The sequence below is a fragment of the Sinorhizobium fredii NGR234 genome (assembly GCF_000018545.1).
Lineage (GTDB): Bacteria > Pseudomonadota > Alphaproteobacteria > Rhizobiales > Rhizobiaceae > Sinorhizobium > Sinorhizobium fredii_A.
In genome coordinates this window covers 2,883,135-2,904,542 of the sequence record NC_012587.1, presented here as the reverse complement: position 1 = coordinate 2,904,542, position 21,408 = coordinate 2,883,135, and the positions used below count along the sequence as shown (strand labels likewise).

The following is a 21,408-nucleotide window of genomic DNA, read 5'->3' as shown; positions in this document are numbered from 1 at the left end:
CGATTCTCCTGATCGGGAAGGAACACGGTGACCTGATAGGATAGGATTGTGACAAAGCTGCAATGCTTGCAAATGTCTTTTGGTTCCTGCACAGAAAAAGCAAAAATCCTCCCGGAGAATGCCATGTCACTGATTTCGCTTGCCGGCGAGCTGACCGAGACCGGCCACCGTTTGATCCAGCGGGTCTATTACGAAGACACCGATTTTTCCGGCGTCGTCTACCATGCCCGTTACCTGCATTTCATGGAGCGTGCCCGGACCGACTATCTGCGGTTGCTCGGCGTGGAGCAGGCGTCGCTCGCCATCGAGAGCGATGCGGAAGGCCTGGTTTTCGTGGTTCACCGCATGGAGATCGACTTCAAATCGCCGGCGCGCATGGACGACATACTGACGATCGAGACGACCACCGAGAAGGCCGGCGGTGCCAAGATGGTGCTGCAGCAGGAGATCCGCCGTGCCGGCGCGCTGCTGATCGCGGCCAAGGTGATCATCGCTGTCATCAACGGGCAGGGGCGTCCGCGCCGATTGCCGGAGGCGCTGGCGACGAAGTTCCTGGCGGCCCAAGGGGCGGCCTAAAGACTTCCTATTTTATGACCGAATCCATCATCTTCTTTGTCAGCGATTGCTTGACCTTGCCGATATCGCGCCACGGGTCGGTGTCCGCTTCGATGCGCTCGAGGATATCGCCGATGCGGAAGGTGTTGGCCCCGCTCAGCCGTTCCAACTCGTCCCAACCGACCGGCGTGGCGATCGGCCCGCCTTCGCGGGCGCGGCTGGAATAGGGGGCGATCGCCGTGGCGCCACGCTCGTTTCTCAGCCAGTCGATGAAGATCCGCCCCTTGCGCTTCGCCTTCGACATGGTGGCAACGAAATGATCGGGATCGCGATCGGCGATGTTCTGCGCCACGGCCTTGGCGAAACTCTTCGCGTCGTCCCAACTGGCTCGCCGGACAAGCGGCACGACGACGTGAACGCCTTTGCCGCCGGTCACCAGCGCGAAGGACTGCAGACCGATGTCCGCCAGCTCGTCGCGCAGGGCGCGGGCGGCGTTCTTCACGGTCGTGAAGTCGACGCTCGGATCGGGGTCGAAATCGAAGACCAACCGGTCAGGCGTTTCCAGCTTGTCGATCGTCGCGCCCCAGATGTGGAACTCGAGCGTGCCCATCTGCACGGCGGCGACGAGGCCCTTGGCGTCATGGACATACATGTAGTTTTCGGTTTCGCCCGAGGACTCGGTGATCGGCACTTCGCGGATCGCCTCCGGGAAAGCGTCGTTCGTATGTTTCTGGAAGAAGCAGTGCCGCTGCCCGCCCTGGGGGCAGCGGACCAGTGAGACGGGATGGTCGGCGGCGAAGGTCAGCATCCTGTCGGCGACGACGGCGTAGTAGCGGGCAAGATCGATCTTGGTGATACCCTGACCTTCGAAGAGGATGCGGTCGGGATGCGAGATCTGGACGCCGAGGACATCGGTGTCGCCCTTGGGCGACGACGCCTTGCCGGTATTGGCCGAGGGCTTGCCCTTCGCGGCTTTCGACGCGGCGCCTGTCGGTTTCGCTGTTTCCAGTTTCACGGCCTTGGCCTCCTTGTCCTCGCGCAATCCCTCGAACGAGCCGTGGCGGACATGTCCGTCGGCGGTGAATTCGGCGAAATCCACTTCCGCCACCAGATCCGGCTTCAGCCAGACCGCTTTTCGCATTCTTTCTCGTGGCACGCTGTCGAACGGCGGCGTCTCGCGGCTGCGCTTTGCAAAGGCGGCAGCGAGTTCCTCCATCACCTTTTCGCCGAAGCCGGTACCGACGCCGCCCCGATAGATCAATTTGCCGCCCTCGAAAGTACCGACGAGAATGGAGGCGAACGGCCGCCCTTTCTTCGATGAGGGTGTATAGCCGCCGATGACGAACTCCTGACGCTTGGTGCATTTGACCTTGAGCCAGCTTCGGGTGCGGCCGCTGCGATAGGGCGCCTTCGCTTCCTTGGCGATGATACCCTCCTGGCCGGCCTTGCATATCGCCGCAAGCACATGCTCCCCGTTGCCCTGAACGTGCTCGCTGTACTGGACGGTCGCCGTGGTACCGAGCGAGTCGAGCAGACCTCTCAGCTTTTCCTTCCGGTCGATGAGCGGCGCGCGGCCGAGGTCCTTTCCGTCGAGTTCGATGAGGTCGAAGGCGTAGAGCCTCGTGCTGGCGCCGGTCTTCAGCGCCTTCTGCAGCGCCGAAAAGCTTGATCCCGCGTCCGACAGCGCCACCACCTCGCCGTCGATCAGGGCGGATTTGCAATCGAGCTCGGCAAGGGCGGCCGCAATCGCCGGGAACTTCTCGGTCCAGTCGAGGCCATTGCGGGTGTAGCAGCGGACAGCGCCGCCACCGATGGCGCATATCAGGCGGTAACCGTCGAACTTGGCTTCGTTCAGCCACGTTTCGCCGGCGGGTGCTTTGGTCACCAGCGTGGCGAGCTGCGGAGCCTTGAAGGCGGGCAGCTTGCCCGAGGATTTTCGTGCCTGACGCTTGCGAGGGTTGTCGTTCCCGGCGATCGCACCGGCCTTCAGATTGGCGGCCGTGCTTTTGTTGGAATGCCAGACGCGTGCCCGTTTTTCACCCTTGCCGCCGGCAATCTCGTCCATCGTGCGGCCGGTCGCCACGCTGGTGACGTTCTCCTTGATCAGGCTCTCGCCTTCCTCGGAGGCTATCTCGTCCGTCTCCTTGACGAGCAGCCAGTTTTCGCGCTTCTCGCCGTCGCGCGGCCGCATGCGCACCAGCGCCCAGCCGCCCTTCATCCGGCTGCCATGCAGCCTGAACGAAAGCTTGCCCTTCTTCAGACCTTTCGACGGGTCACCTTCCGGCTCCCACCAGCCGGTGTCCCAGAGCATCACCGTGCCGCCGCCATACTCTCCTTCCGGGATCGTGCCCTCGAAGTCGCCATAGGCGAGGGGGTGATCCTCGGTACGGATGGCGAGGCGCTTGTCCTCCGGATTGAGGCTTGGACCGCGGGTGACCGCCCAGCTCTTCAGGACGCCTTCCCATTCGAGACGGAAATCGTAATGCAGCCGGGTCGCGTCGTGCTTCTGGACGAGAAAGCGCTTCCTGTCGCCGCTTGCCGGGGCGACCGCGCCCTTCGGTTCGCGCGTCTTGGTAAAATCGCGGCGTCGATTGTATTCGGAAAGCGGTGCACTTCGCGCGGCCATCGATCGTCCTCACGCCGATTTCCGCCGGGTGCGGCGCGACGACGAGTGCGCCTTTGCCGGCTTCTTCTTGGGTTCGTTGCTTTCGAGGCTCTTCTTCAGGGCGGCCATCAGGTCGACGACATTGTCGCCGCGGCGCTCAGGCCGTTCGCCTTCCTCGACCTCGACGCGCGCCGACTTGCCCTTCATCTTGCGTTTCACAAGCTCCCGAAGGGCCGTCGCGTAATTGTCCTTGAAGGCCTGGGCGTCGAAGGGAGCGGTCTTGCGCTCGATCAGCGCTGCGGCGACCTCCAGCAGTTCCTTGTCGGCTTTCTTGCCGGATATGTCCGAGAACATCGGGTCGGCCTTGCGCAACTCGTCGGCATAGCGCAGCGTCTCGAGGAGCAGGCCGTCGCCGCCGGGTTTCACCGCGACGAGATACTCCCGGCCGCGCAGCGTCAATTGCCCCAGCCCGATCTTGTTGGCCGTCTTCAGCGCATCCCGGACGACGCGGTAGGCATCCTCGGCCAGATCGTCCGCCGGAACGAGATAATAGGGTTTGTCGAAATAGAGCGGCGGAATCTCGCCGACATCGACGAACTGCACCAGCTCCAGCGTCTTCTTGGTTTCGAGCTTGATCGCGTCGACCTCCTCCGGGTCGAGCAGGGCGTATCGGTCGTCCTCGTATTCGAAACCCTTGACGATATCGTCGACATCGACCGGTCCGACGCCCTCCACCACCTTCTCGTAATGGATCGGCTTGCCGGACGGCTTGTGGATCTGCCGGAACGAGATGCTCGCGCCGGAGCGGGTCGCGCTGAACAGTTCGACCGCGATCGATACCAGCGACAGGCGAAGCTGCCCTTTCCAGAGTGCGCGTGCCGCCATCGCTATGCCCCGCTCAGCCGGCGCCGCGCCGCTGCGGTCGAGCCACGGTGACTGTTTCGTCTCGGTTGTATTCTCGCGTGAGCGCCCATTGACCGGAAACGTACGAGCTTTGGCGAAGTTCCGCGCCGCAGCCGCCGGCAGCGCCGCTCCGGTAACACTCCCTTAACGATAATAGTGTCTTTATCTGTGTATCAGGATTTGTGCAGTGCACGTCATCCTTTGACCAAAATTGACGGCAAGAAGGCAGGCTGAAGCGAGTAGATCGCAATTGCCGCGAACGGCGGCGATGCCGGGGCATTTTGCAGCAGGACGTTTGGGCGACCCGGTCATGAGCATGCGTTGCTCCTGCCGGGTGTTTGGATTCGGGGACTGAGATCGATGGAACAGGTTGGATTGGCCGCGACGAGCGATGTGACCCTCTGGTCGCTGTTCATGCAAGCGGGCTTGGTGGTCAAGCTGGTCATGCTGGGGCTGATTGCAGCTTCGGTCTGGACCTGGGCGATCGTCGTCGACAAGTCGCTCAACTACGGGCGCGTGCGCCGGCAGCTCGACAATTTCGAGCAGGTCTTCTGGTCCGGCCAGTCGCTCGAGGAACTTTATCGCACCCTTTCCGATCGGCAGACGACCGGCATGGGCGCAATCTTCGTCTCGGCGATGCGCGAGTGGAAGAAGAGCTTCGAACGCGGCGCCCGTTCGCCGATCGGCCTGCAGATGCGCATTGACCGCGCCATGGATGTGACGCTCGCTCGCGAATCCGAATCGCTCGAGGCGCGGCTCGGCTCGCTCGCGACGATCGGTTCGTCCGCCCCCTTCATCGGCCTCTTCGGTACCGTCGTCGGTATCATGACCTCGTTCCAGGCAATCGCCGGGTCGAAATCGACCAACCTCGCCGTTGTTGCGCCCGGTATCGCGGAGGCGCTGCTGGCAACCGCCATCGGCCTGCTCGCCGCTATTCCCGCCGTCATCGCCTACAACAAGTTCACCGCCGACGCCGGCAAGCTCAGCGCCCGCATGGAAGCCTTCGCCGACGAGTTCTCCGCCATCCTGTCGCGGCAGATCGACGAGAAGCTGCAGCCTTCGCGCCAGGCCGCGCAATAACGACCTTCGAGCACGGAGACGACGCTGATGGGTATGGCAGTAGGCGGAGCCAAGGGGTCGGGCGGCGGACGCCGCCGGCGCAGGGGCAAGGGCGGTACGATCAGCGAAATCAACGTGACGCCGCTCGTCGACGTCATGTTGGTGCTCTTGATCATCTTCATGGTGGCGGCACCGATGATGACCGTTGGCGTGCCGATCGACCTGCCGGAAACGCAGGCGAAGGCGATGAACGCCGACACCCAGCCGATCACCGTCTCGGTCAATCCGGCCGGTGAAATCTTCCTGCAGGAGACCCCGATCGGCATCGACGAGGTCGTTCCGAAGCTCGAGGCGATCGCCACGACGGGCTACAACGAGCGCATCTATGTGCGCGGCGATACCAATGCCGACTACGGCACGGTGATGAAGGTCATGGCGCGCATCTCGGCTGCCGGCTTCAAGAATCTCGGGCTGGTAACGCTTCAAGAACAGGAAAAGTGATCCCCGGACATGAAGGGCGGTCTTGCTACATCTGCTGTCCTCCACGCCCTGGTCCTGACCTGGGCGCTGGTGTCGCTTGGCAGCCCGGCCGAATTCGAGGTCGCGGACGTCGAGGCGCTGCCGGTCGACATCGTGCCGATCACGGACATGACCCAGATCCAGCAGGGCGACAAGAAGGCCCCGGCCAAGGAGAAGGCTTCGCCGGTCCCGACCAAGAAGCCAACGCCCGTCGAGAACGCCGAAAACATCGGCGACAACGACGTCGACCTGAAGACGCCGCCGAAGCCCGACGCCAAGCCCATCGAAAACGAGTCGGCCGCGGCACCGGAGAAAACCGAGAAGGCGCCGCCGACTCCCGATCCGGTGAAGGAGGAAATCCAGAAGGTCGAGGAGCCCAAGCCTGCCTCGGAGCCCGCGACCGAAGTTGCAGCACTCCCCGAACCGAAGCAGGAAGTGAAGCCGGAGACCAAACCGGAGCCTGCGCCGGCCGAGGAACAGCCGGCCGAGAACCCCGAGGCCGAGGCGTTGCCGGACAAGGTGCCGACCCCGCAGGTGAAGCCGAAAGTCGAAAAGCCGGCGCAGACGGCGAAGACCCCGGAGCGCAAGAAGGAAGAGACCAAGAAGGAGCAGAAGAAGGCGTCCTCCCAGAAGGAGAGCGACTTCAACGCCGACGAGATCGCGGCGCTGCTCAACAAGCAGGAGTCTTCCGGCGGCGGCGCCAAGCGCTCGACCGAGGAGGCGGCCCTCGGCGGCAAGAAGACGACGAGCGGCAACACGCTTTCGCAGAGCGAAATGGATGCGCTGCGCGGTCAGATCCAGAACAACTGGTCGATCATCCCCGGCATGGCCGATGCGGCGGACGTGCGCATCAAGGTGACCTTCCAGCTCGATCCGAACGGCGAGTTGATCGGCGAACCGGAAGTCGAAGCGACCGGCGGTTCGGAGGCGGCACGCCGGGCGCTTGCCAGCGGTGCGCGACGCGCCGTTCTCAAATCGGCTCCTTTCACGGCTCTGCCCAAAGACAAGTACGATTCGTGGAGCGAGGTGGTCGTCAACTTCGACCCGAGCTCAATGCTCTAGACAGGTTGGGGCGCGATGTGGCGGGAAAACCGCGCACGCTTTCCTCGCTCCGCCCAGAAAGATGAAAGGCTGAAAGGCTTTATGGAAATGCTGAGACGCAATTTTTTCCGTCTTTTCACGCTAGTGTTCGCAGGCGTTCTTTTCGCCGCGCCGGCAAACGCGGTCGTGGAGATCAATATCAACAAGGGCAACGTCGAGCCGCTGCCGGTCGCGATCACGGATTTCCTGCAGGGTGAGCTCGGTCAGAAGATCTCCGACGTCGTTGCCGCCGATCTCAAGCGTTCCGGGCTTTTCGCACCGATCGACAAGGGCGCCTTCATCGAGAAGATCGCCAACCCCGATGCGGCGCCGCGCTTCGAGGACTGGAAGGTCATCAATGCGCAGGCGCTCGTCACCGGCCGCGTCACCCAGGAAGGCGACGGCAGGCTGAAGGCCGAGTTCCGCCTGTGGGACACCTTCGCCGGACAGCAGATGCTCGGCCAGCAGTTCTACACCCAGCCGGAAAACTGGCGCCGCGTCGCCCATATCATCGCCGACGCGATCTATGAGCGGATCACCGGCGAAAAAGGCTACTTCGATACCCGCATCGTCTATGTCGCCGAAAGCGGCCCGAAGAACGCCCGCAAGCGCCAGCTGGCGATCATGGACCAGGACGGCTTCAACGCCCGCGCGCTCACCAATTCGAACGACATCGTTCTGACGCCGCGCTTCTCGCCGAACCGTCAGGAAATCACCTATATGTCCTTCGAGAACCAGCAGCCGCGCGTCTATCTGCTGCAGCTCGAAACCGGGCAGCGCGAGGTGGTCGGCAATTTTCCGGGCATGACTTTTGCGCCGCGCTTCTCGCCGGACGGGCAGCGGGTCATCATGAGCCTGCAGCAGGAAGGCAACGCCAACATCTACACGATGGACCTGCGCTCGCGCACGACCACACGGCTGACCAACACCAATGCGATCGACACCTCTCCGTCCTATTCGCCGGACGGCGCCCGGATCGTCTTCGAGAGCGACCGTGGCGGCAAGCAGCAGCTCTATGTCATGGGCGCCGACGGTTCAGGCCAGACGCGCATCTCCTTCGGCGACGGTTCCTACTCGACGCCTGTCTGGTCTCCGCGCGGCGATCTGATCGCCTTCACCAAGCAATCGGGCGGCAAGTTCTCGATCGGCGTGATGAAGCCGGACGGTTCCGGCGAGCGCATCCTCACCACCGGCTTCCACAACGAGGGGCCGACCTGGGCGCCGAACGGCCGCGTGCTGATGTTCTTCCGCCAGAACGCCGGCGCCGGCGGGCCGCAGCTCTACTCCATCGACCTGACGGGCTACAACGAACAGCAGATCCAGACCCAGGGCTTCGCTTCGGATCCGGCCTGGTCGCCATTGATGGAATAGTGCGGAGTTTTAGGAAGAGTGCGGGCGGTTTTCCGCCCGCATTGCGCGCCTGATGCGCGTCGCATTGTTCACGCGGCGCGCTTCAGGCTGTTGTTTTTATGCATCTCGTTACCCCAAAACCGCGGCGCACTTTTGGGCGACATGCGTGGACCTGTTGTCCACAGGTGCGGCGGCAATTGTGGCCGAAGTGCCGCTTTCTCGCCGCAAAGTGCTGTTGTAGCAGGCCCTCCGCCGCAGATTGTCGATTTGTTAACCATACCTGTTGAAAAGCAATTAACCGCTTCCGGTTACAGTCTGGCAACCGTGAATTCAGACACTTCTCAAGGAGACCCGGCCCATGAGCCGAATTGACACCCCGGCAGCAAGCCGCATGCAGACCATTGCCCGCAATCCCGTCATGCTCGCCCTCGTCATGACCCTTGCCGTCGCCGGCTGCGCTTCCAAGAAGAACCTGCCGAACGACGCCGCCGGCCTCGGCCTCGGTGCCGGCGCTGCGACGCCGGGCTCGCAGCAGGACTTCACCGTCAATGTCGGCGACCGCATCTTCTTCGATACCGACTCGAGCTCGATCCGCGCCGATGCGCAGGCGACGCTCGCCCGTCAGGCCCAGTGGCTGGCGAAGTATCCGAACTATGCCATCACCATCGAAGGCCATGCCGACGAGCGCGGCACGCGCGAATACAACCTGGCACTCGGCGCCCGCCGTGCTGCCGCGACACGTGAGTATCTCGCAGGCCAAGGCGTTCCGGCGAACCGCATGCGGACGATCTCCTACGGCAAGGAAAAGCCGGTCGCCGTCTGCGACGACATCTCCTGCTGGTCGCAGAATCGCCGCGCCGTCACCGTTCTCGGCGGCGCCGGAAGCTGATCGCTCTCGATTTGCGATGATTTTGGAGGGGCGGCCGTGGGCCGCCCTTTCTTTTTTACCACACTTTGGCCGAACTCCGTTGCTTTTTCACGGCAGTTGGAAAACTGTGCGGCACTCGCCCTATGGAATCGTCGCATGTACAGCGGAGCGCGGTCCGGGGCGGGAACAATCTATCGAACAGGACAAATGTGATGAAGAAATTTGTCGTGGCAGGGCTGATTGGTCTTGCGGCCCTTGCGGGCCTCGGCCAAACGGCGAATGCCATGCCGCTCTCGGGGCTGCTGAACCGCGCGACCCAAGGCGATGCCGCCAGCAAGAGCGATCTGCCGGTGGTGAAGGTGCAATCGGCCGACGTCGGCCGGATTGGCCAACTCGAGGAACAGATCCGCTCTCTCAACGGGCGTATCGAAGAAATGAGCTTCCAGCTCCTGCAGATGCAGGAGCAGATCCGGAAGTTCCAGGAGGACAACGAGTTCCGCTTCCAGGATCTGGAAAGCGGCAAATCCTCCTCCAAGAAAAGCGGCGCACTTGAAACGCCGAAGTCCAGCGATCAGGCGTCCGTCACCCCCGAGGTGACGGATAGCCCGACGACTGCCCCGGCGGACGGCGCGAACATGGCCGATGCCGATCCGAATGCGGCAGGGGCGGCACCGCCGCCAAGCACGCTCGGCCAGATCATCTTCGACGAAAGCGGCAATCCTGTATCGGCGACCACGGGCACTGAGCCCGGCGCCAACGCCACGCTGCCCGGCGTGGACACGGGGATCGCCGATCAAGGCAATGGCGGCCTCAACGCCAATCCCGGCAGCGAGCAGCAGACCGCTTCCCTCAGCAATCCGGGCGATCTTTATCAGTCGGCCTATGGCCATGTTCTGTCCGGCGACTATGGCATGGCCGAGCAGGAGTTCCGCGACTATCTCGCCGCCTTTCCGGAGGGCGAAAAGGCGGCCGACGCAAGCTTCTGGATGGGCGAAGCGCAGTATTCCCAGGGTAAATACAGCGACGCCGCCAAGACCTTCCTGAACGCGCATCAGGCCTATGGCAAGTCGCCCAAGGCACCCGAGATGCTCCTCAAGCTTGGCATGTCGCTCGGGGCTCTCGACAACAAGGAAACCGCCTGCGCCACCTTGCGCGAGGTGGACAAGCGCTATCCCAAGGCATCGGCCGCGGTTCGGGCGAAGGTGACGAGCGAGCAGAGCCGCTTTGGCTGCTGAGGCCGACCCAATGCCAGAGGCCGTCATCGCTGCGGCAAGACGTTTTCTAAGATCCTTTATCAAACCAGGCCGGATTCTCGTCGCCATCTCCGGTGGCAGCGACTCCAAGGGGCTTCTCGTCGCGCTTCACGCAGCGCTCGGGACAGCGGACTTCGAGGGGTTCTCGCTCGTCGCCTGCACGGTCGATCACGCCCTGAGATCCGATTCCGCCGACGAGGCTGCGGCCGTCGGGGCATTCTGCGCCGGGCTCGGCATTCCCCATCAAGTCTGCCGCTGGCCGGGCGACAAGCCGCGCGCCGGCATTCAGGCGGCGGCGCGCCTCAAGCGCTACGACATGCTGGCCGAAGCGGCGGCCGTCTTCCGGGCCGACTGCATCGCCACCGGGCACACGCTCGATGACCAGAACGAGACGATCGCCATGCGCGGCGCGCGCGACCAGGGACAGGGACACGGCAGCGCAGGCATGGCGGCAGCCATGCTCTATGGACGCCGCACGTGGGTCCTGCGACCGTTCCTCGGGCTACGACGGGCCGATATTCGCGCCTACCTGGGGGGCCGCGGCATTGGTTGGTTCGACGATCCGAGCAATGAAAATCCGCTGTTCGAGCGGGCTCGGGTGCGCGCCAGCCTAGCGGCTTCGGGCGTCGCACCGCCGCCTCGGCGGGGCGGACAACTGCGCATGGCCTCTTCGGCAAGAGCCGCTGTCCTGTTGGGCGAGCATCTGCGTGTTCACGAGGGTCTCGTCGCCGAGGTCGCGGCGGCGCAGGCCGGTCGGATCGACGACCCCGATTGGCGCCGCGCCCTGATGACTGTTGGCGCGGTCATCGGCGGCCGTGAACACCTGCCGGGACGCGCAACGATCGAGCGTCTGTCCGGCTTTCTGCGATCTGGCGAGGCCGGGCGCATGACGGCGGGGCGCGTGGTATTCGATCGGCGGCGAAGCGGCCTCTATCTCTATCGGGAGCCACGCAACTTGCCGGCCTTGAGAATTGGCGCAAATGAGAGCGGCACATGGGATGGGCGTTTCAACATCACGAGCGTTGGAACCGCCCTGACGATCTGCGCGGAGGCCGAGGGCGGGGTGTGGAGGCAGAGGCTTTTTGCCGCAGGCCTGCCTGAGGGGGTTGCCAAGCGGGCTTCGCTGGTGGCGCCGCGCGTCGCGCCAGAGGATGTCGGCAGCCTCGGTTCCACGGCCGCAGAGGCCAAGGTCGAATGCCGGATCGGCCCATACGACACCTTTTTGCCGGGTTTCGACAGGATCATGGCCGATACGATCGGGCTGTTGTTCGGGCGCGATCGATACCCCGCGCCGCCGGTTGATGATGGTTTGACAGAAATGGAAGGGTAACCGGCGGTTTTCCTTGGCAAGGCGCTGCCGGAACCCTATGTTAAGGACCATACAGCAGCCCGGCGAAAGCGCGGGCTGTCACAGGTTCCGGGGAGTTCGATGAACCCTAATTTTCGAAATTTTGCCCTTTGGGCGATCATAGCGCTTCTCCTGATCGCGCTGTTCAGCATGTTCCAGCAGCCGACGGAGCGGACGGGTTCGCGTGAAATTCCCTTCTCGCAATTCCTGAAGGACGTCGATGCCAGCCGCGTCAAGGAAGTCGTGATCACGGGCTCCAAGGTGATCGGCAGCTACACCGAGAGTGGTGCGACGTTCCAGACCTATGCTCCCGCCGTCGACACGGCCTTGACCGAGCGGCTCGAGGCGAAGGACGTAACGGTGACGGTGCGACCGGAAACCGACGGTTCTTCGGGATTCCTGAGCTATATCGGAACCCTGTTGCCGATGCTGCTGATCCTCGGTGTCTGGCTGTTCTTCATGCGCCAGATGCAGGGCGGCTCGCGCGGCGCGATGGGCTTCGGCAAGTCCAAGGCCAAGCTTCTGACGGAAGCGCATGGGCGCGTGACCTTCGACGACGTCGCCGGCGTCGACGAGGCCAAGCAGGACCTCGAGGAAATCGTCGAATTCCTGCGCGATCCGCAGAAGTTCCAGCGGCTCGGCGGCCGCATCCCGCGCGGCGTGCTTCTGGTCGGCCCTCCCGGCACGGGTAAGACGCTGCTTGCCCGCTCGGTTGCGGGTGAAGCGAACGTGCCCTTCTTCACCATCTCGGGCTCCGACTTCGTCGAAATGTTCGTCGGTGTCGGTGCTTCGCGCGTCCGCGACATGTTCGAGCAGGCGAAGAAGAACGCACCCTGCATCATCTTCATCGACGAAATCGACGCGGTCGGCCGTCATCGCGGCGCCGGCCTCGGCGGCGGCAACGACGAGCGCGAACAGACGCTGAACCAGTTGCTCGTCGAGATGGACGGTTTCGAGGCGAACGAAGGCATCATCCTGATCGCCGCGACGAACCGCCCCGACGTGCTCGATCCGGCGCTCTTGCGCCCGGGCCGCTTCGACCGTCAGGTCGTCGTGCCGAACCCGGACATCAACGGCCGCGAACGCATCCTCAAGGTGCATGTCCGCAACGTGCCGCTGGCGCCGAATGTCGACCTCAAGGTGCTGGCGCGCGGTACGCCGGGCTTCTCGGGCGCCGATCTGATGAACCTCGTCAACGAGGCGGCGCTGATGGCGGCGCGGCGCAACAAGCGCCTCGTCACGATGCAGGAGTTCGAGGACGCCAAGGACAAGATCATGATGGGTGCGGAGCGTCGCTCCTCCGCCATGACCGAGGCCGAGAAGAAGTTGACCGCCTATCACGAGGCCGGCCACGCGATCGTGGCGCTCAATGTTCCTTCGGCCGATCCGCTGCACAAGGCGACCATCATTCCGCGTGGCCGCGCCCTTGGCATGGTGATGCAGCTTCCCGAAGGCGATCGCTATTCGATGAGCTACAAGTGGATGATCTCGCGCCTTGCAATCATGATGGGCGGGCGCGTCGCCGAGGAACTGACCTTCGGCAAGGAGAACATCACGTCGGGCGCGTCGTCCGATATCGAGCAGGCGACGAAGCTGGCGCGGGCGATGGTGACGCAATGGGGCTTCTCCGATCAGCTCGGCCAGGTCGCCTATGGCGAGAACCAGCAGGAGGTCTTCCTCGGTCACTCCGTCGCGCAGCAGAAGAATGTCTCCGAAGCGACCGCGCAGAAGATCGACAACGAAATCCGCCGCCTGATCGACGACGCCTATGAAGCGGCGCGCAGCATCCTGACGGAAAAGCACCACGAGTTTGTCGCTCTCGCCGAGGGGCTCTTGGAATACGAGACGCTGACCGGCGATGAGATCAAGGCGCTGATCCGCGGCGAGAAGCCGGCACGCGACCTCGGCGACGACACGCCGCCGCATCGCGGTTCGGCCGTGCCTTCGGCCGGCACCAAGAAGGAAGTCGGCAACAAGGGCGAGGAACCCGAAGGCGGCTTCGAACCGCAGCCTCAATAGTTGCAGCCGGTGGCAAGCAGGCTATGAAGACCAAGCCGCCGCTTCCGAAAGGAGCGGCGGTTTTTTGCGGCGTGAAGCGAGTGCGCTTGGTAACGGGCTGTAATGATTTCTGATGATACTGTTGCTGCCGTTTGTTGTGCATTTGTGCCAAAGATGGCGCAAAGCCGCCCGATTCACCGGTTTGGCCGGAAGGGGCGTTCTATAGTTGGAGCGAGGGGCGGCAACGCAATCGCGTTGGCAATCCCGCCTTGGATAAGGCCCGCAGGCGAGGTCCCGGGGACATGAAAACCAGTCGTGGAGCACGCAATCAGACGCGGCCGGCAAAAGAGATCCTGCCGAAGCAGGACGATGGAGTTCTTATGAAGCGCAAGTATTTTGGCACCGACGGCATTCGCGGCCAATCCAATATTTTTCCGATGACCGCGGATCTCGCCATGCGGGTCGGCGTCGCGGTCGGCACCATTTTCCGTAACGGTGCGCATCGTCACCGGGTGGTGATCGGCAAGGACACAAGGCTTTCGGGCTATATGCTCGAAAACGCCATGGTTGCCGGATTCACGGCGGCCGGGCTGGATGTCTTCCTGCTCGGGCCCATCCCGACGCCCGGCGTCGCCATGCTGACGCGGTCGCTCCGCGCCGATATCGGCGTGATGATCTCCGCCTCGCACAATCCGTTCCGCGACAACGGCATCAAGCTGTTCGGGCCGGACGGCTACAAGCTCTCGGACGACATCGAGCAAAAGATCGAGGAACTCATCGATCAGGACATGTCGGGGCAGCTTGCCAAGCCGGAGGACATCGGCCGCGCCAAGCGCGTCGACGGCGACATCTACCGCTATATCGAGCAGGCGAAGCGCACGCTGCCGCGCGACGTCACGCTGAAGGGCCTCAGGATCGCCATCGATTGCGCGAATGGTGCCGCCTACAAGGTCGCGCCCCTGGCGCTTTGGGAACTCGGCGCCGAAGTGGTGTCGATCGGCACCGAGCCGAACGGCGTCAATATCAACCTCGAATGCGGGTCGACGCATCCGGAGGCCCTGCAGAAGAAGGTTCACGAGGTGCGGGCGGATATCGGCATCGCGCTCGACGGCGACGCCGACCGGGTATTGATCGTCGACGAAAAGGGCACGGTGATCGACGGCGACCAGTTGATGGCCGTGATCGCCGATAGCTGGGCGGCGGACGGCATGCTGCAGGGCGGCGGGATCGCCGCGACCGTGATGTCGAATCTCGGCCTCGAGCGCTATCTGCAGGCGCGCCGCCTGAAGCTGCACCGCACCAAGGTCGGCGACCGCTATGTCGTCGAACAGATGCGGCAGGACGGCCTGAATGTCGGCGGCGAACAGTCCGGTCACATCGTGCTTTCCGATTTCGGTACGACGGGCGATGGCCTGGTTGCGGCGCTGCAGATCCTCGCCGTCGTCAAGCGGCAGGGAAGGGCGGTGAGCGAGGTTTGCCGGCGCTTCGAGCCGGTGCCGCAGGTGCTGAAGAACGTCCGCGTTTCGGCCGGCAAGCCGCTGGAACACGAGGCGGTGCGCCAGGCGATTGCCGACGCAGAAGCGGAACTCGCCAAGGGCGGCCGGCTTCTGATCCGTCCTTCCGGTACCGAGCCGCTGATCCGCGTGATGGCCGAAGGCGACGACCGCAGCAAGGTCGAGCGCATCGTCGACGAACTGGTTACCGTGATCGGCAGCGTACGCAACGCCGCATAGGGGTTTTCGGACAAGCCAGAACGCATTGCAGAGGCCGGCATTATTGCCGGCTTTTGCTTTTGGGAACAGCCGAATCGCTAAATCTTAATAAACGAAGTAAATTTCTATACTTAATCCAATATTAACCGAGCTGTGCGAGTTTTGGTTGCAACAGAAGTTGCATGGTCTGTCCGGTGGAACTACCGGCGCCGAAAGACTATTCGCGGAGCATGTCATGAGGAAGTCCTTGATTGCGGTTGTGGCTGCATGGCTGGGCGGCACGCCCGCGTTGGCCGCCGACCTTTACGTTGAAGATCCGGTCGACCCGGCGCCTGTCGTCGTCGGTGGTTGGTACCTACGCGGTCACCTCGGCATGAGCAACCAGCGGCTCGGCAGCATGGAGCATGAGTTGTTCGACGTCGTCGCGCTTCATGAATTCGTCGATGAGGGCAGCTTCGACAGCGCGCCGCTGGCAGGCGTGGGCATCGGCTACCAGTTCAATGAATGGCTACGCATGGACGGTATCGTCGAATACCGCGGCAAGGCGGATTTCTCCGCCCTCGACCGCTATGACGGCGACGGTGACGGCGTATTCGACAACACCAACGACTATGACGGCGCCAAGTCGGAGTGGCTGCTGATGGCCAACGCCTATGTCGACATCGGCGACTGGTACGGCGTCAAGCCCTATGTCGGCGCCGGTATCGGCGCGTCGCGCAACACGATATCGGGCTTCCGCGACATCAACGTGCCGATGGCCGGCGTCGCCTATGCCGATGAAGACCCGACCTGGAACTTTGCCTGGGCGCTGCATGCAGGCGTCGCCTATCAGGCGACCGAGCGTCTGGCGATCGATTTCGGCTACAGCTACGTCGACCTCGGAGACGCGAAGACCGGCAATATCCGCGCCTACGATGGCAGTGTCGTCAACGCCCCGATGCATTTCGAAGACATCACGTCGCACGATTTCAAGCTCGGCATGCGCTACGCGCTGCAATGATTGAGCGCTCGGCGAAGCGCATTCCAAAGGGCCGCTTCTGCGGCCCTTTCTTTTTGTGCGACATGCCGGTTAACAAACATGCTTAACCGCCGGTTAACTTGTCCCTGCCAATAGTTAACGCGAACCGCCACGAGGCCTTTGGCGTGGCGTCGGCGACTGGCGAGGGCATGCGACATGAATTGGCGGCACGGGATTTGCAGCATCGTTCTCGGCGCCGGCCTGCTCCTGCCCGGCTTCGCCGCGGCGAATGACGAAGACCTTCTCGACGCGCCGGAGATCACCATTTCCCCGGAGGCGAATAACGGCGGCAACCTCTATCTGCGCGGCGACATCGGTTATTCGGGCTGGCTCGACGAGGGCGATCCTTTCTACCGGAATTTTGACGGCGGCACCGGCGGCTACAGCAATGTTCCGTTCGACAGCGCCCGCTTCGACAAGCCGGTCTCCGGCACCATCGGCCTCGGCTATCGCTTCAGCGACGTGTTCCGTGCCGATCTGACGGCCGAATATTTCGAGGGCCGTTTCGACGGCTCGTTGGTTTCGGCAAGTCCTTGCGCGGGCGAGGGGGCCGGTACGTCCTGCTCACTCTCCCACAGCGCCAATTTTTCCGCTCTCGGGCTGATGGCGAACGGCTATGTCGATCTGGCGACGCTCGCCGGATTCACGCCCTATGTCGGCGCCGGCATCGGCGCAACCCATATCGATTGGAACACGGTGCATGAGGGCTCGGTCTGCGTCGCCGGCGGGGGTGCCTGCTCTGGGGCGACGGGTGGCACCTCCTACGTTGGGCGCGACAGCTGGCGCTTCACCTATGCCCTGATGGCGGGCGTCTCCTACGATATCACCGATCGGCTGAAGTTCGATGTCGGCTATCGCTATTCGCACATTGCCGATGGCGACATGTTCAGCTCCGGGTCGGAGGGCGCCAAGGGCTACGATGACGGTCTCTCCCGTCATGAAATCCGCGCAGGCCTGCGCTTCGCGCTCTGGTGAACCTCGTCTCTAGCCCGCGCGATATGCTTGAAGCGCCAAAAATCGTGCCATACGCGACACAAGTCGCTTGACTTCCTCTCCGACGCACAATATTTCCGACGGCGGGACACCCCTCCCCAACGAGGGGCTTCTATCTGAGAGGATAGCATATGACGAAGCCTGCCAAGCCGGCCGTGCGCCCGGCAAATACCCATTTTTCTTCTGGTCCTTGCGCAAAGCGTCCCGGCTGGACGCTCGAAGCTCTCTCCGATGCCGCGCTCGGTCGTTCGCACCGCGCCAAGATCGGCAAGTCCAAGCTCAAGCAAGCCATCGACCTCACCCGCGAAATTCTCGAAGTGCCGGCCGACTACCGCATCGGTATCGTGCCTGCTTCCGATACCGGCGCCGTCGAAATGGCGCTGTGGTCGCTGCTCGGCGCGCGTGGCGTCGACATGCTCGCCTGGGAGAGTTTTGGTGCCGGCTGGGTGACCGACGTGGTCAAGCAGCTGAAGCTCGCCGACGTCCGCCGCTTCGAGGCCGACTACGGCGAACTTCCGGATCTCTCCAAGGTCGATTTCGACCGCGACGTCGTCTTCACCTGGAACGGCACGACCTCGGGCGTGCGCGTTCCGAACGCCGACTTCATCCCGGCGGACCGCAAGGGCTTGACCATCTGCGACGCGACCTCGGCCGCCTTTGCCCAGGAACTCGACTTCGCCAAGCTCGACGTCGTCACCTTTTCCTGGCAGAAGGTCCTCGGCGGCGAGGGTGCACACGGCGTCCTCATTCTTTCGCCGCGTGCCGTCGAGCGGCTGCTGACCTATGCGCCCGCCTGGCCGCTGCCGAAGATCTTCCGCCTGACCAGCGGCGGCAAGCTGATCGAAGGCATCTTTACAGGCGAGACGATCAACACGCCGTCGATGCTCTGCGTCGAGGATTATATCGACGCGCTTCTCTGGGCGAAGTCGGTTGGCGGGCTCAAGGGCCTGATTGCCCGGGCAGACGCGAATGCCGGCGCGATTCATCGGTTCGTCGACGCCAATGCGTGGATTGCCAACTTGGCGAACACGGTGGAAACCCGCTCCAACACCTCGGTCTGCCTCAAGATCGTCGACAAGGACGTCTTGGCGCTCGATGCCGACGGCCAGGCTGCGTTCGCGAAGGGCGTCGTCGCCCTGCTCGAAAAGGAGGCCGTTGCCTTCGATATCGGCCACTATCGCGATGCGCCCTCCGGCCTTCGGATCTGGGCCGGCGCGACGATCGAGACAGCCGATATGGACGCGCTGATGCCGTGGCTCTCCTGGGCCTTCGAGACCCAGAAGGCGACGCTTTCGCAGGCCGCCGCCTGATCCGATGCGATTTGCTTCGCTCTCCCTGAGGGCGAGGCCACCCCCAATTCCGTTCAGACCTGATTTGAAGGAGGCCTCCATGGCACCTCGCGTTCTCGTATCCGACGAACTGTCGGAAACCGCCGTCCAGATCTTCCGCGACCGCGGCGTCGAAGTGGATTTCCAGCCGAAGCTCGGCAAGGACAAGGAGAAACTCGCCGAGATCATCGGCAATTACGACGGCCTCGCCATCCGCTCCGCCACCAAGGTGACGGAAAAGCTGATCGCCGAGGCGACCAATCTCAAGGTGGTCGGCCGCGCCGGCATCGGCGTCGACAATGTCGACATCCCGGCCGCCTCGCGGCGCGGCATCATCGTCATGAACACGCCGTTCGGCAACTCGATCACCACCGCCGAGCACGCGATCGCGCTGATGTTCGCGGTGGCCCGCCAGCTTCCCGCCGCCGACAATTCCACCCAGGCCGGCAAGTGGGAAAAGTCGAAGTTCATGGGCGTGGAGATCACCGGCAAGGTGCTCGGCGTCATCGGTGCCGGCAATATCGGCTCGATCGTCTGCGCCCGTGCGATCGGCCTGAAGATGCACGTGCTGGCCTATGATCCGTTCCTGTCGAAGGAGCGGGCGGAGGAGATGGGCGTCGTCAAGGTCGAGTTGGACGAACTGCTTGCGCAGGCGGATTTCATCACCCTGCACGTGCCGTTGACCGACAAGACGCGCAACATCCTCAGCGCCGAAGCACTTGCCAAGACGAAGCCCGGCGTGCGCATCGTCAACTGCGCCCGCGGCGGCCTTGTCGACGAGAAGGCGCTGGCCGATGCGCTGAAGTCCGGCCACGTTGCCGGTGCGGGCTTCGACGTCTTCGAGGTGGAGCCGGCCACGGAGAGCCCTCTGTTCGGTCTGCCCAACGTCGTCTGCACGCCGCATCTCGGCGCCTCGACCACCGAGGCGCAGGAGAATGTGGCGCTGCAGGTTGCCGAGCAGATGGCGGACTACCTCGTCAAGGGCGCCGTCAGCAACGCCATCAACATGCCGTCGATCACCGCCGAGGAGGCGCCGATCCTCAAGCCGGTGATCCGGCTTGCCGACGTTCTCGGTGCCTTTGTCGGGCAGGTGACGGAAAGCGCCATCAAGGAGATCGAGATTCTCTATGACGGCTCGACCGCGACGATGAACACCAAGGCGCTGACCAGCGCCGTTCTCGCCGGCCTGATCCGTCCGCAGGTGGCCGATGTCAACATGGTTTCCGCACCGATCATGATCAAGGAAAAGGGCATCATCCTTTCCGAGGTCAAGCGCGACAAGACGGGCGTCTTCGACGGCTACATCAAGCTGACGGTGAAGACCGCGAACCAGACCCGCTCGGTCGCCGGCACGGTCTTCTCCGACGGCAAGCCGCGCTTCATCCAGATCAAGGGCATCAACCTCGATGCGGATGTCGGCAACCACATGGTCTACCTGACCAACACCGACGTTCCGGGCATGATCGGCTTCATCGGCACGACCCTCGGCGACGCCAACGTCAACATTGCCAACTTCCAACTCGGCCGCGAAAAGCAGGGCGGCGACGCGATCGCACTGCTTTACGTCGATGGGCCGGTTTCCGAAGCGGTGCTCGACAAGTTGCGTGCGAACCCGGCGGTCCGCCAGGCAAAGCCGTTGGTGTTCAACGTCGATTGAGCGGCCACTCGCTCTTCTGAAGATTTACCCTCACCCCTCCCCAACCCCTCCCCACAAGGGGGAGGGGCTTGGCGCCCGCTGCATCCGCCTACAATTTCCCGACGTCCGAGCCTCCGGAAGGGTTGATGCGGGAAAGGAGCGGAGGCGGCGTCTTAAACCCCTCCCCCTTGTGGGGAGGGGTTGGGGAGGGGTCTTCCTGCATCGCCCATTTATGCGTCACCGTGGCGGTTTCGGCCGGCCGCGCTCGGCGATCGCGATGCCGCCGAGGACGAGCAGCAAGGCCACCAGATGGAACGCATGGAACGTCTCGCCGACGAGCAGGACGGAGAGCAGCGTTCCAAAGACCGGGATGGCATTGATGAACAGGCCGGCGCGATTGGCGCCGATCATTTCGACACCGCGCACATAGAGAACCTGGGACATCAGCGACGGGAAGATCGCCGCATAGAGTACGATGGCCCAGCCGGTTGCGTCCGGCACGATGGCGCTATCCTTCGAGGCTTCCCAGACGAGCAGCGGAATGGAACTGAGCAGCGCCCCGAAGGCCGGCGCCGCGATGAAGCTCTGCCAGTGCATCGCCGGCTTCCAGCGCAAGGTGACGGTATAGACGGCATAGACGATGCAGGCCAGAATCATCAGCCCGTCGCCGAAATTGAACTGCAGCCGCATGAGGCTCGTGAAGTCGCCGTGCGCGGCCGTGGTAAGCACGCCGATCAGCGTCACGGTGAAGCCGACGATCTGGGCGATCGACGCCCTCGTCCGGAAGAAGACGAAATTGAACAGGAAGATCAGCATCGGAATGCCGGCCTGCAGGATCACGGCATTGATGGCGCTCGTGTATTTCACCGCCGAGTAGAGGAAAGCATTGAACATCGTGAAGCCGACGGCGCCATAGGCCAGCAACTGCAGCCAGTGGCGGCGGATCTTGTCCCAGTCGCGGCGGATCTGCGGCGTCATCAGCGCCAGAATGACGCTGACCGCGACCAGCCAGCGCAGCGTCGTCAGCATCATCGGGCTGACGTGCCCGACCGCCATCTTGCCGGCGACCGAATTGCCGCCCCAGAAAAGCGCGGTGATGGCGAGATAGAAATAGGCTCTGGAATTCACGGCGCGGCGATCCGTATGGGGAGGAGGAATGGAGTGCCGAAGCGGCGGGAGAGAT

General features: G+C 63.3%; 17 protein-coding genes. 14 read left to right on the top strand and 3 right to left on the bottom strand.

The genetic code is table 11. The annotated features are described in order from the left end of the window. Positions 1–123: 123 nt before the first annotated feature. A complete protein-coding gene (gene ybgC, locus NGR_RS25080) occupies positions 124–576 on the top strand; it encodes a tol-pal system-associated acyl-CoA thioesterase (protein ID WP_012709289.1) in 453 nt (150 codons plus the stop codon). A 7-nt stretch (positions 577–583) separates the two neighbouring features. Here ybgC and ligD read toward each other — a convergent pair whose 3' ends face one another. Next, positions 584–3,181: a DNA ligase D gene (gene ligD, locus NGR_RS25075; protein WP_012709288.1), complete on the bottom strand. Its 2,598-nt coding sequence runs from the start codon at positions 3,179–3,181 to the stop codon at positions 584–586. 9 nt (positions 3,182–3,190) lie between these two features. Continuing rightward, positions 3,191–4,045 (bottom strand): Ku protein, encoded by an 855-nt coding sequence (locus NGR_RS25070; RefSeq protein ID WP_012709287.1) that lies wholly within the window; start codon positions 4,043–4,045, stop codon positions 3,191–3,193. Between the two features lie 378 nt (positions 4,046–4,423). Here NGR_RS25070 and tolQ point away from each other — a divergent pair, with 378 nt between their 5' ends. The 13 genes from tolQ to serA all read left to right on the top strand — a co-directional run bounded on the left by tolQ (position 4,424) and on the right by serA (position 20,246). After that, entirely contained in the window at positions 4,424–5,143 is a 720-nt protein-coding gene (gene tolQ, locus NGR_RS25065; RefSeq protein WP_012709286.1) for a protein TolQ, read from the top strand. A 27-nt stretch (positions 5,144–5,170) separates the two neighbouring features. Next, the gene (tolR, locus tag NGR_RS25060) at positions 5,171–5,623 is read left to right on the top strand and encodes a protein TolR (RefSeq protein ID WP_012709285.1); all 453 of its coding nucleotides are present in this window, start codon (positions 5,171–5,173) and stop codon (positions 5,621–5,623) included. A gap of 9 nt (positions 5,624–5,632) precedes the next feature. Continuing rightward, positions 5,633–6,703 carry a hypothetical protein gene (locus NGR_RS25055; RefSeq protein ID WP_012709284.1) on the top strand — a complete coding sequence of 357 codons (1,071 nt, stop codon included), beginning with the start codon at positions 5,633–5,635 and terminating at the stop codon, positions 6,701–6,703. Between the two features lie 81 nt (positions 6,704–6,784). Continuing rightward, positions 6,785–8,092, top strand: coding sequence for a Tol-Pal system beta propeller repeat protein TolB (tolB, locus tag NGR_RS25050; RefSeq protein ID WP_164924483.1), 1,308 nt, complete (start codon positions 6,785–6,787; stop codon positions 8,090–8,092). Positions 8,093–8,429: 337 nt separating this feature from the next. Then, a complete protein-coding gene (pal, locus tag NGR_RS25045; protein WP_012709282.1) occupies positions 8,430–8,960 on the top strand; it encodes a peptidoglycan-associated lipoprotein Pal in 531 nt (176 codons plus the stop codon). A gap of 191 nt (positions 8,961–9,151) precedes the next feature. Further along, positions 9,152–10,174 carry a tol-pal system protein YbgF gene (ybgF, locus tag NGR_RS25040; RefSeq protein ID WP_012709281.1) on the top strand — a complete coding sequence of 341 codons (1,023 nt, stop codon included), beginning with the start codon at positions 9,152–9,154 and terminating at the stop codon, positions 10,172–10,174. A 10-nt stretch (positions 10,175–10,184) separates the two neighbouring features. Further along, complete coding sequence (tilS, locus tag NGR_RS25035; RefSeq protein WP_012709280.1) at positions 10,185–11,522, top strand: tRNA lysidine(34) synthetase TilS; 1,338 nt, start codon at positions 10,185–10,187, stop codon at positions 11,520–11,522. A 99-nt stretch (positions 11,523–11,621) separates the two neighbouring features. Then, complete coding sequence (gene ftsH / locus NGR_RS25030) at positions 11,622–13,559, top strand: ATP-dependent zinc metalloprotease FtsH (protein WP_012709279.1); 1,938 nt, start codon at positions 11,622–11,624, stop codon at positions 13,557–13,559. A 359-nt stretch (positions 13,560–13,918) separates the two neighbouring features. Further along, positions 13,919–15,271: a phosphoglucosamine mutase gene (glmM, locus tag NGR_RS25025; RefSeq protein WP_164924677.1), complete on the top strand. Its 1,353-nt coding sequence runs from the start codon at positions 13,919–13,921 to the stop codon at positions 15,269–15,271. Positions 15,272–15,485: 214 nt separating this feature from the next. Beyond that, positions 15,486–16,250: an outer membrane protein gene (locus NGR_RS25020; protein ID WP_012709277.1), complete on the top strand. Its 765-nt coding sequence runs from the start codon at positions 15,486–15,488 to the stop codon at positions 16,248–16,250. A 174-nt stretch (positions 16,251–16,424) separates the two neighbouring features. After that, positions 16,425–17,243 (top strand): outer membrane protein, encoded by an 819-nt coding sequence (locus NGR_RS25015; protein ID WP_012709276.1) that lies wholly within the window; start codon positions 16,425–16,427, stop codon positions 17,241–17,243. A gap of 149 nt (positions 17,244–17,392) precedes the next feature. Further along, a complete protein-coding gene (locus NGR_RS25010; RefSeq protein ID WP_012709275.1) occupies positions 17,393–18,571 on the top strand; it encodes a phosphoserine transaminase in 1,179 nt (392 codons plus the stop codon). A 79-nt stretch (positions 18,572–18,650) separates the two neighbouring features. Beyond that, entirely contained in the window at positions 18,651–20,246 is a 1,596-nt protein-coding gene (gene serA, locus NGR_RS25005) for a phosphoglycerate dehydrogenase (RefSeq protein ID WP_012709274.1), read from the top strand. A 216-nt stretch (positions 20,247–20,462) separates the two neighbouring features. Here the strand turns inward: serA and NGR_RS25000 are convergent, their stop codons facing one another. Beyond that, positions 20,463–21,353 carry a DMT family transporter gene (locus NGR_RS25000; RefSeq protein ID WP_012709273.1) on the bottom strand — a complete coding sequence of 297 codons (891 nt, stop codon included), beginning with the start codon at positions 21,351–21,353 and terminating at the stop codon, positions 20,463–20,465. Positions 21,354–21,408: the final 55 nt, after the last annotated feature.

Bases quoted from the DNA above. Each gene is read 5' to 3' on its own strand.
- ybgC (WP_012709289.1), top strand. From the start codon at position 124: ATGTCACTGATTTCGCTTGCCGGCGAGCTGACCGAGACCGGCCACCGT.
- ligD (WP_012709288.1), bottom strand. From the start codon at position 3,181: ATGGCCGCGCGAAGTGCACCGCTTTCCGAATACAATCGACGCCGCGAT.
- NGR_RS25070 (WP_012709287.1), bottom strand. From the start codon at position 4,045: ATGGCGGCACGCGCACTCTGGAAAGGGCAGCTTCGCCTGTCGCTGGTA.
- tolQ (WP_012709286.1), top strand. From the start codon at position 4,424: ATGGAACAGGTTGGATTGGCCGCGACGAGCGATGTGACCCTCTGGTCG.
- tolR (WP_012709285.1), top strand. From the start codon at position 5,171: ATGGGTATGGCAGTAGGCGGAGCCAAGGGGTCGGGCGGCGGACGCCGC.
- NGR_RS25055 (WP_012709284.1), top strand. From the start codon at position 5,633: ATGAAGGGCGGTCTTGCTACATCTGCTGTCCTCCACGCCCTGGTCCTG.
- tolB (WP_164924483.1), top strand. From the start codon at position 6,785: ATGGAAATGCTGAGACGCAATTTTTTCCGTCTTTTCACGCTAGTGTTC.
- pal (WP_012709282.1), top strand. From the start codon at position 8,430: ATGAGCCGAATTGACACCCCGGCAGCAAGCCGCATGCAGACCATTGCC.
- ybgF (WP_012709281.1), top strand. From the start codon at position 9,152: ATGAAGAAATTTGTCGTGGCAGGGCTGATTGGTCTTGCGGCCCTTGCG.
- tilS (WP_012709280.1), top strand. From the start codon at position 10,185: ATGCCAGAGGCCGTCATCGCTGCGGCAAGACGTTTTCTAAGATCCTTT.
- ftsH (WP_012709279.1), top strand. From the start codon at position 11,622: ATGAACCCTAATTTTCGAAATTTTGCCCTTTGGGCGATCATAGCGCTT.
- glmM (WP_164924677.1), top strand. From the start codon at position 13,919: ATGAAGCGCAAGTATTTTGGCACCGACGGCATTCGCGGCCAATCCAAT.
- NGR_RS25020 (WP_012709277.1), top strand. From the start codon at position 15,486: ATGAGGAAGTCCTTGATTGCGGTTGTGGCTGCATGGCTGGGCGGCACG.
- NGR_RS25015 (WP_012709276.1), top strand. From the start codon at position 16,425: ATGAATTGGCGGCACGGGATTTGCAGCATCGTTCTCGGCGCCGGCCTG.
- NGR_RS25010 (WP_012709275.1), top strand. From the start codon at position 17,393: ATGACGAAGCCTGCCAAGCCGGCCGTGCGCCCGGCAAATACCCATTTT.
- serA (WP_012709274.1), top strand. From the start codon at position 18,651: ATGGCACCTCGCGTTCTCGTATCCGACGAACTGTCGGAAACCGCCGTC.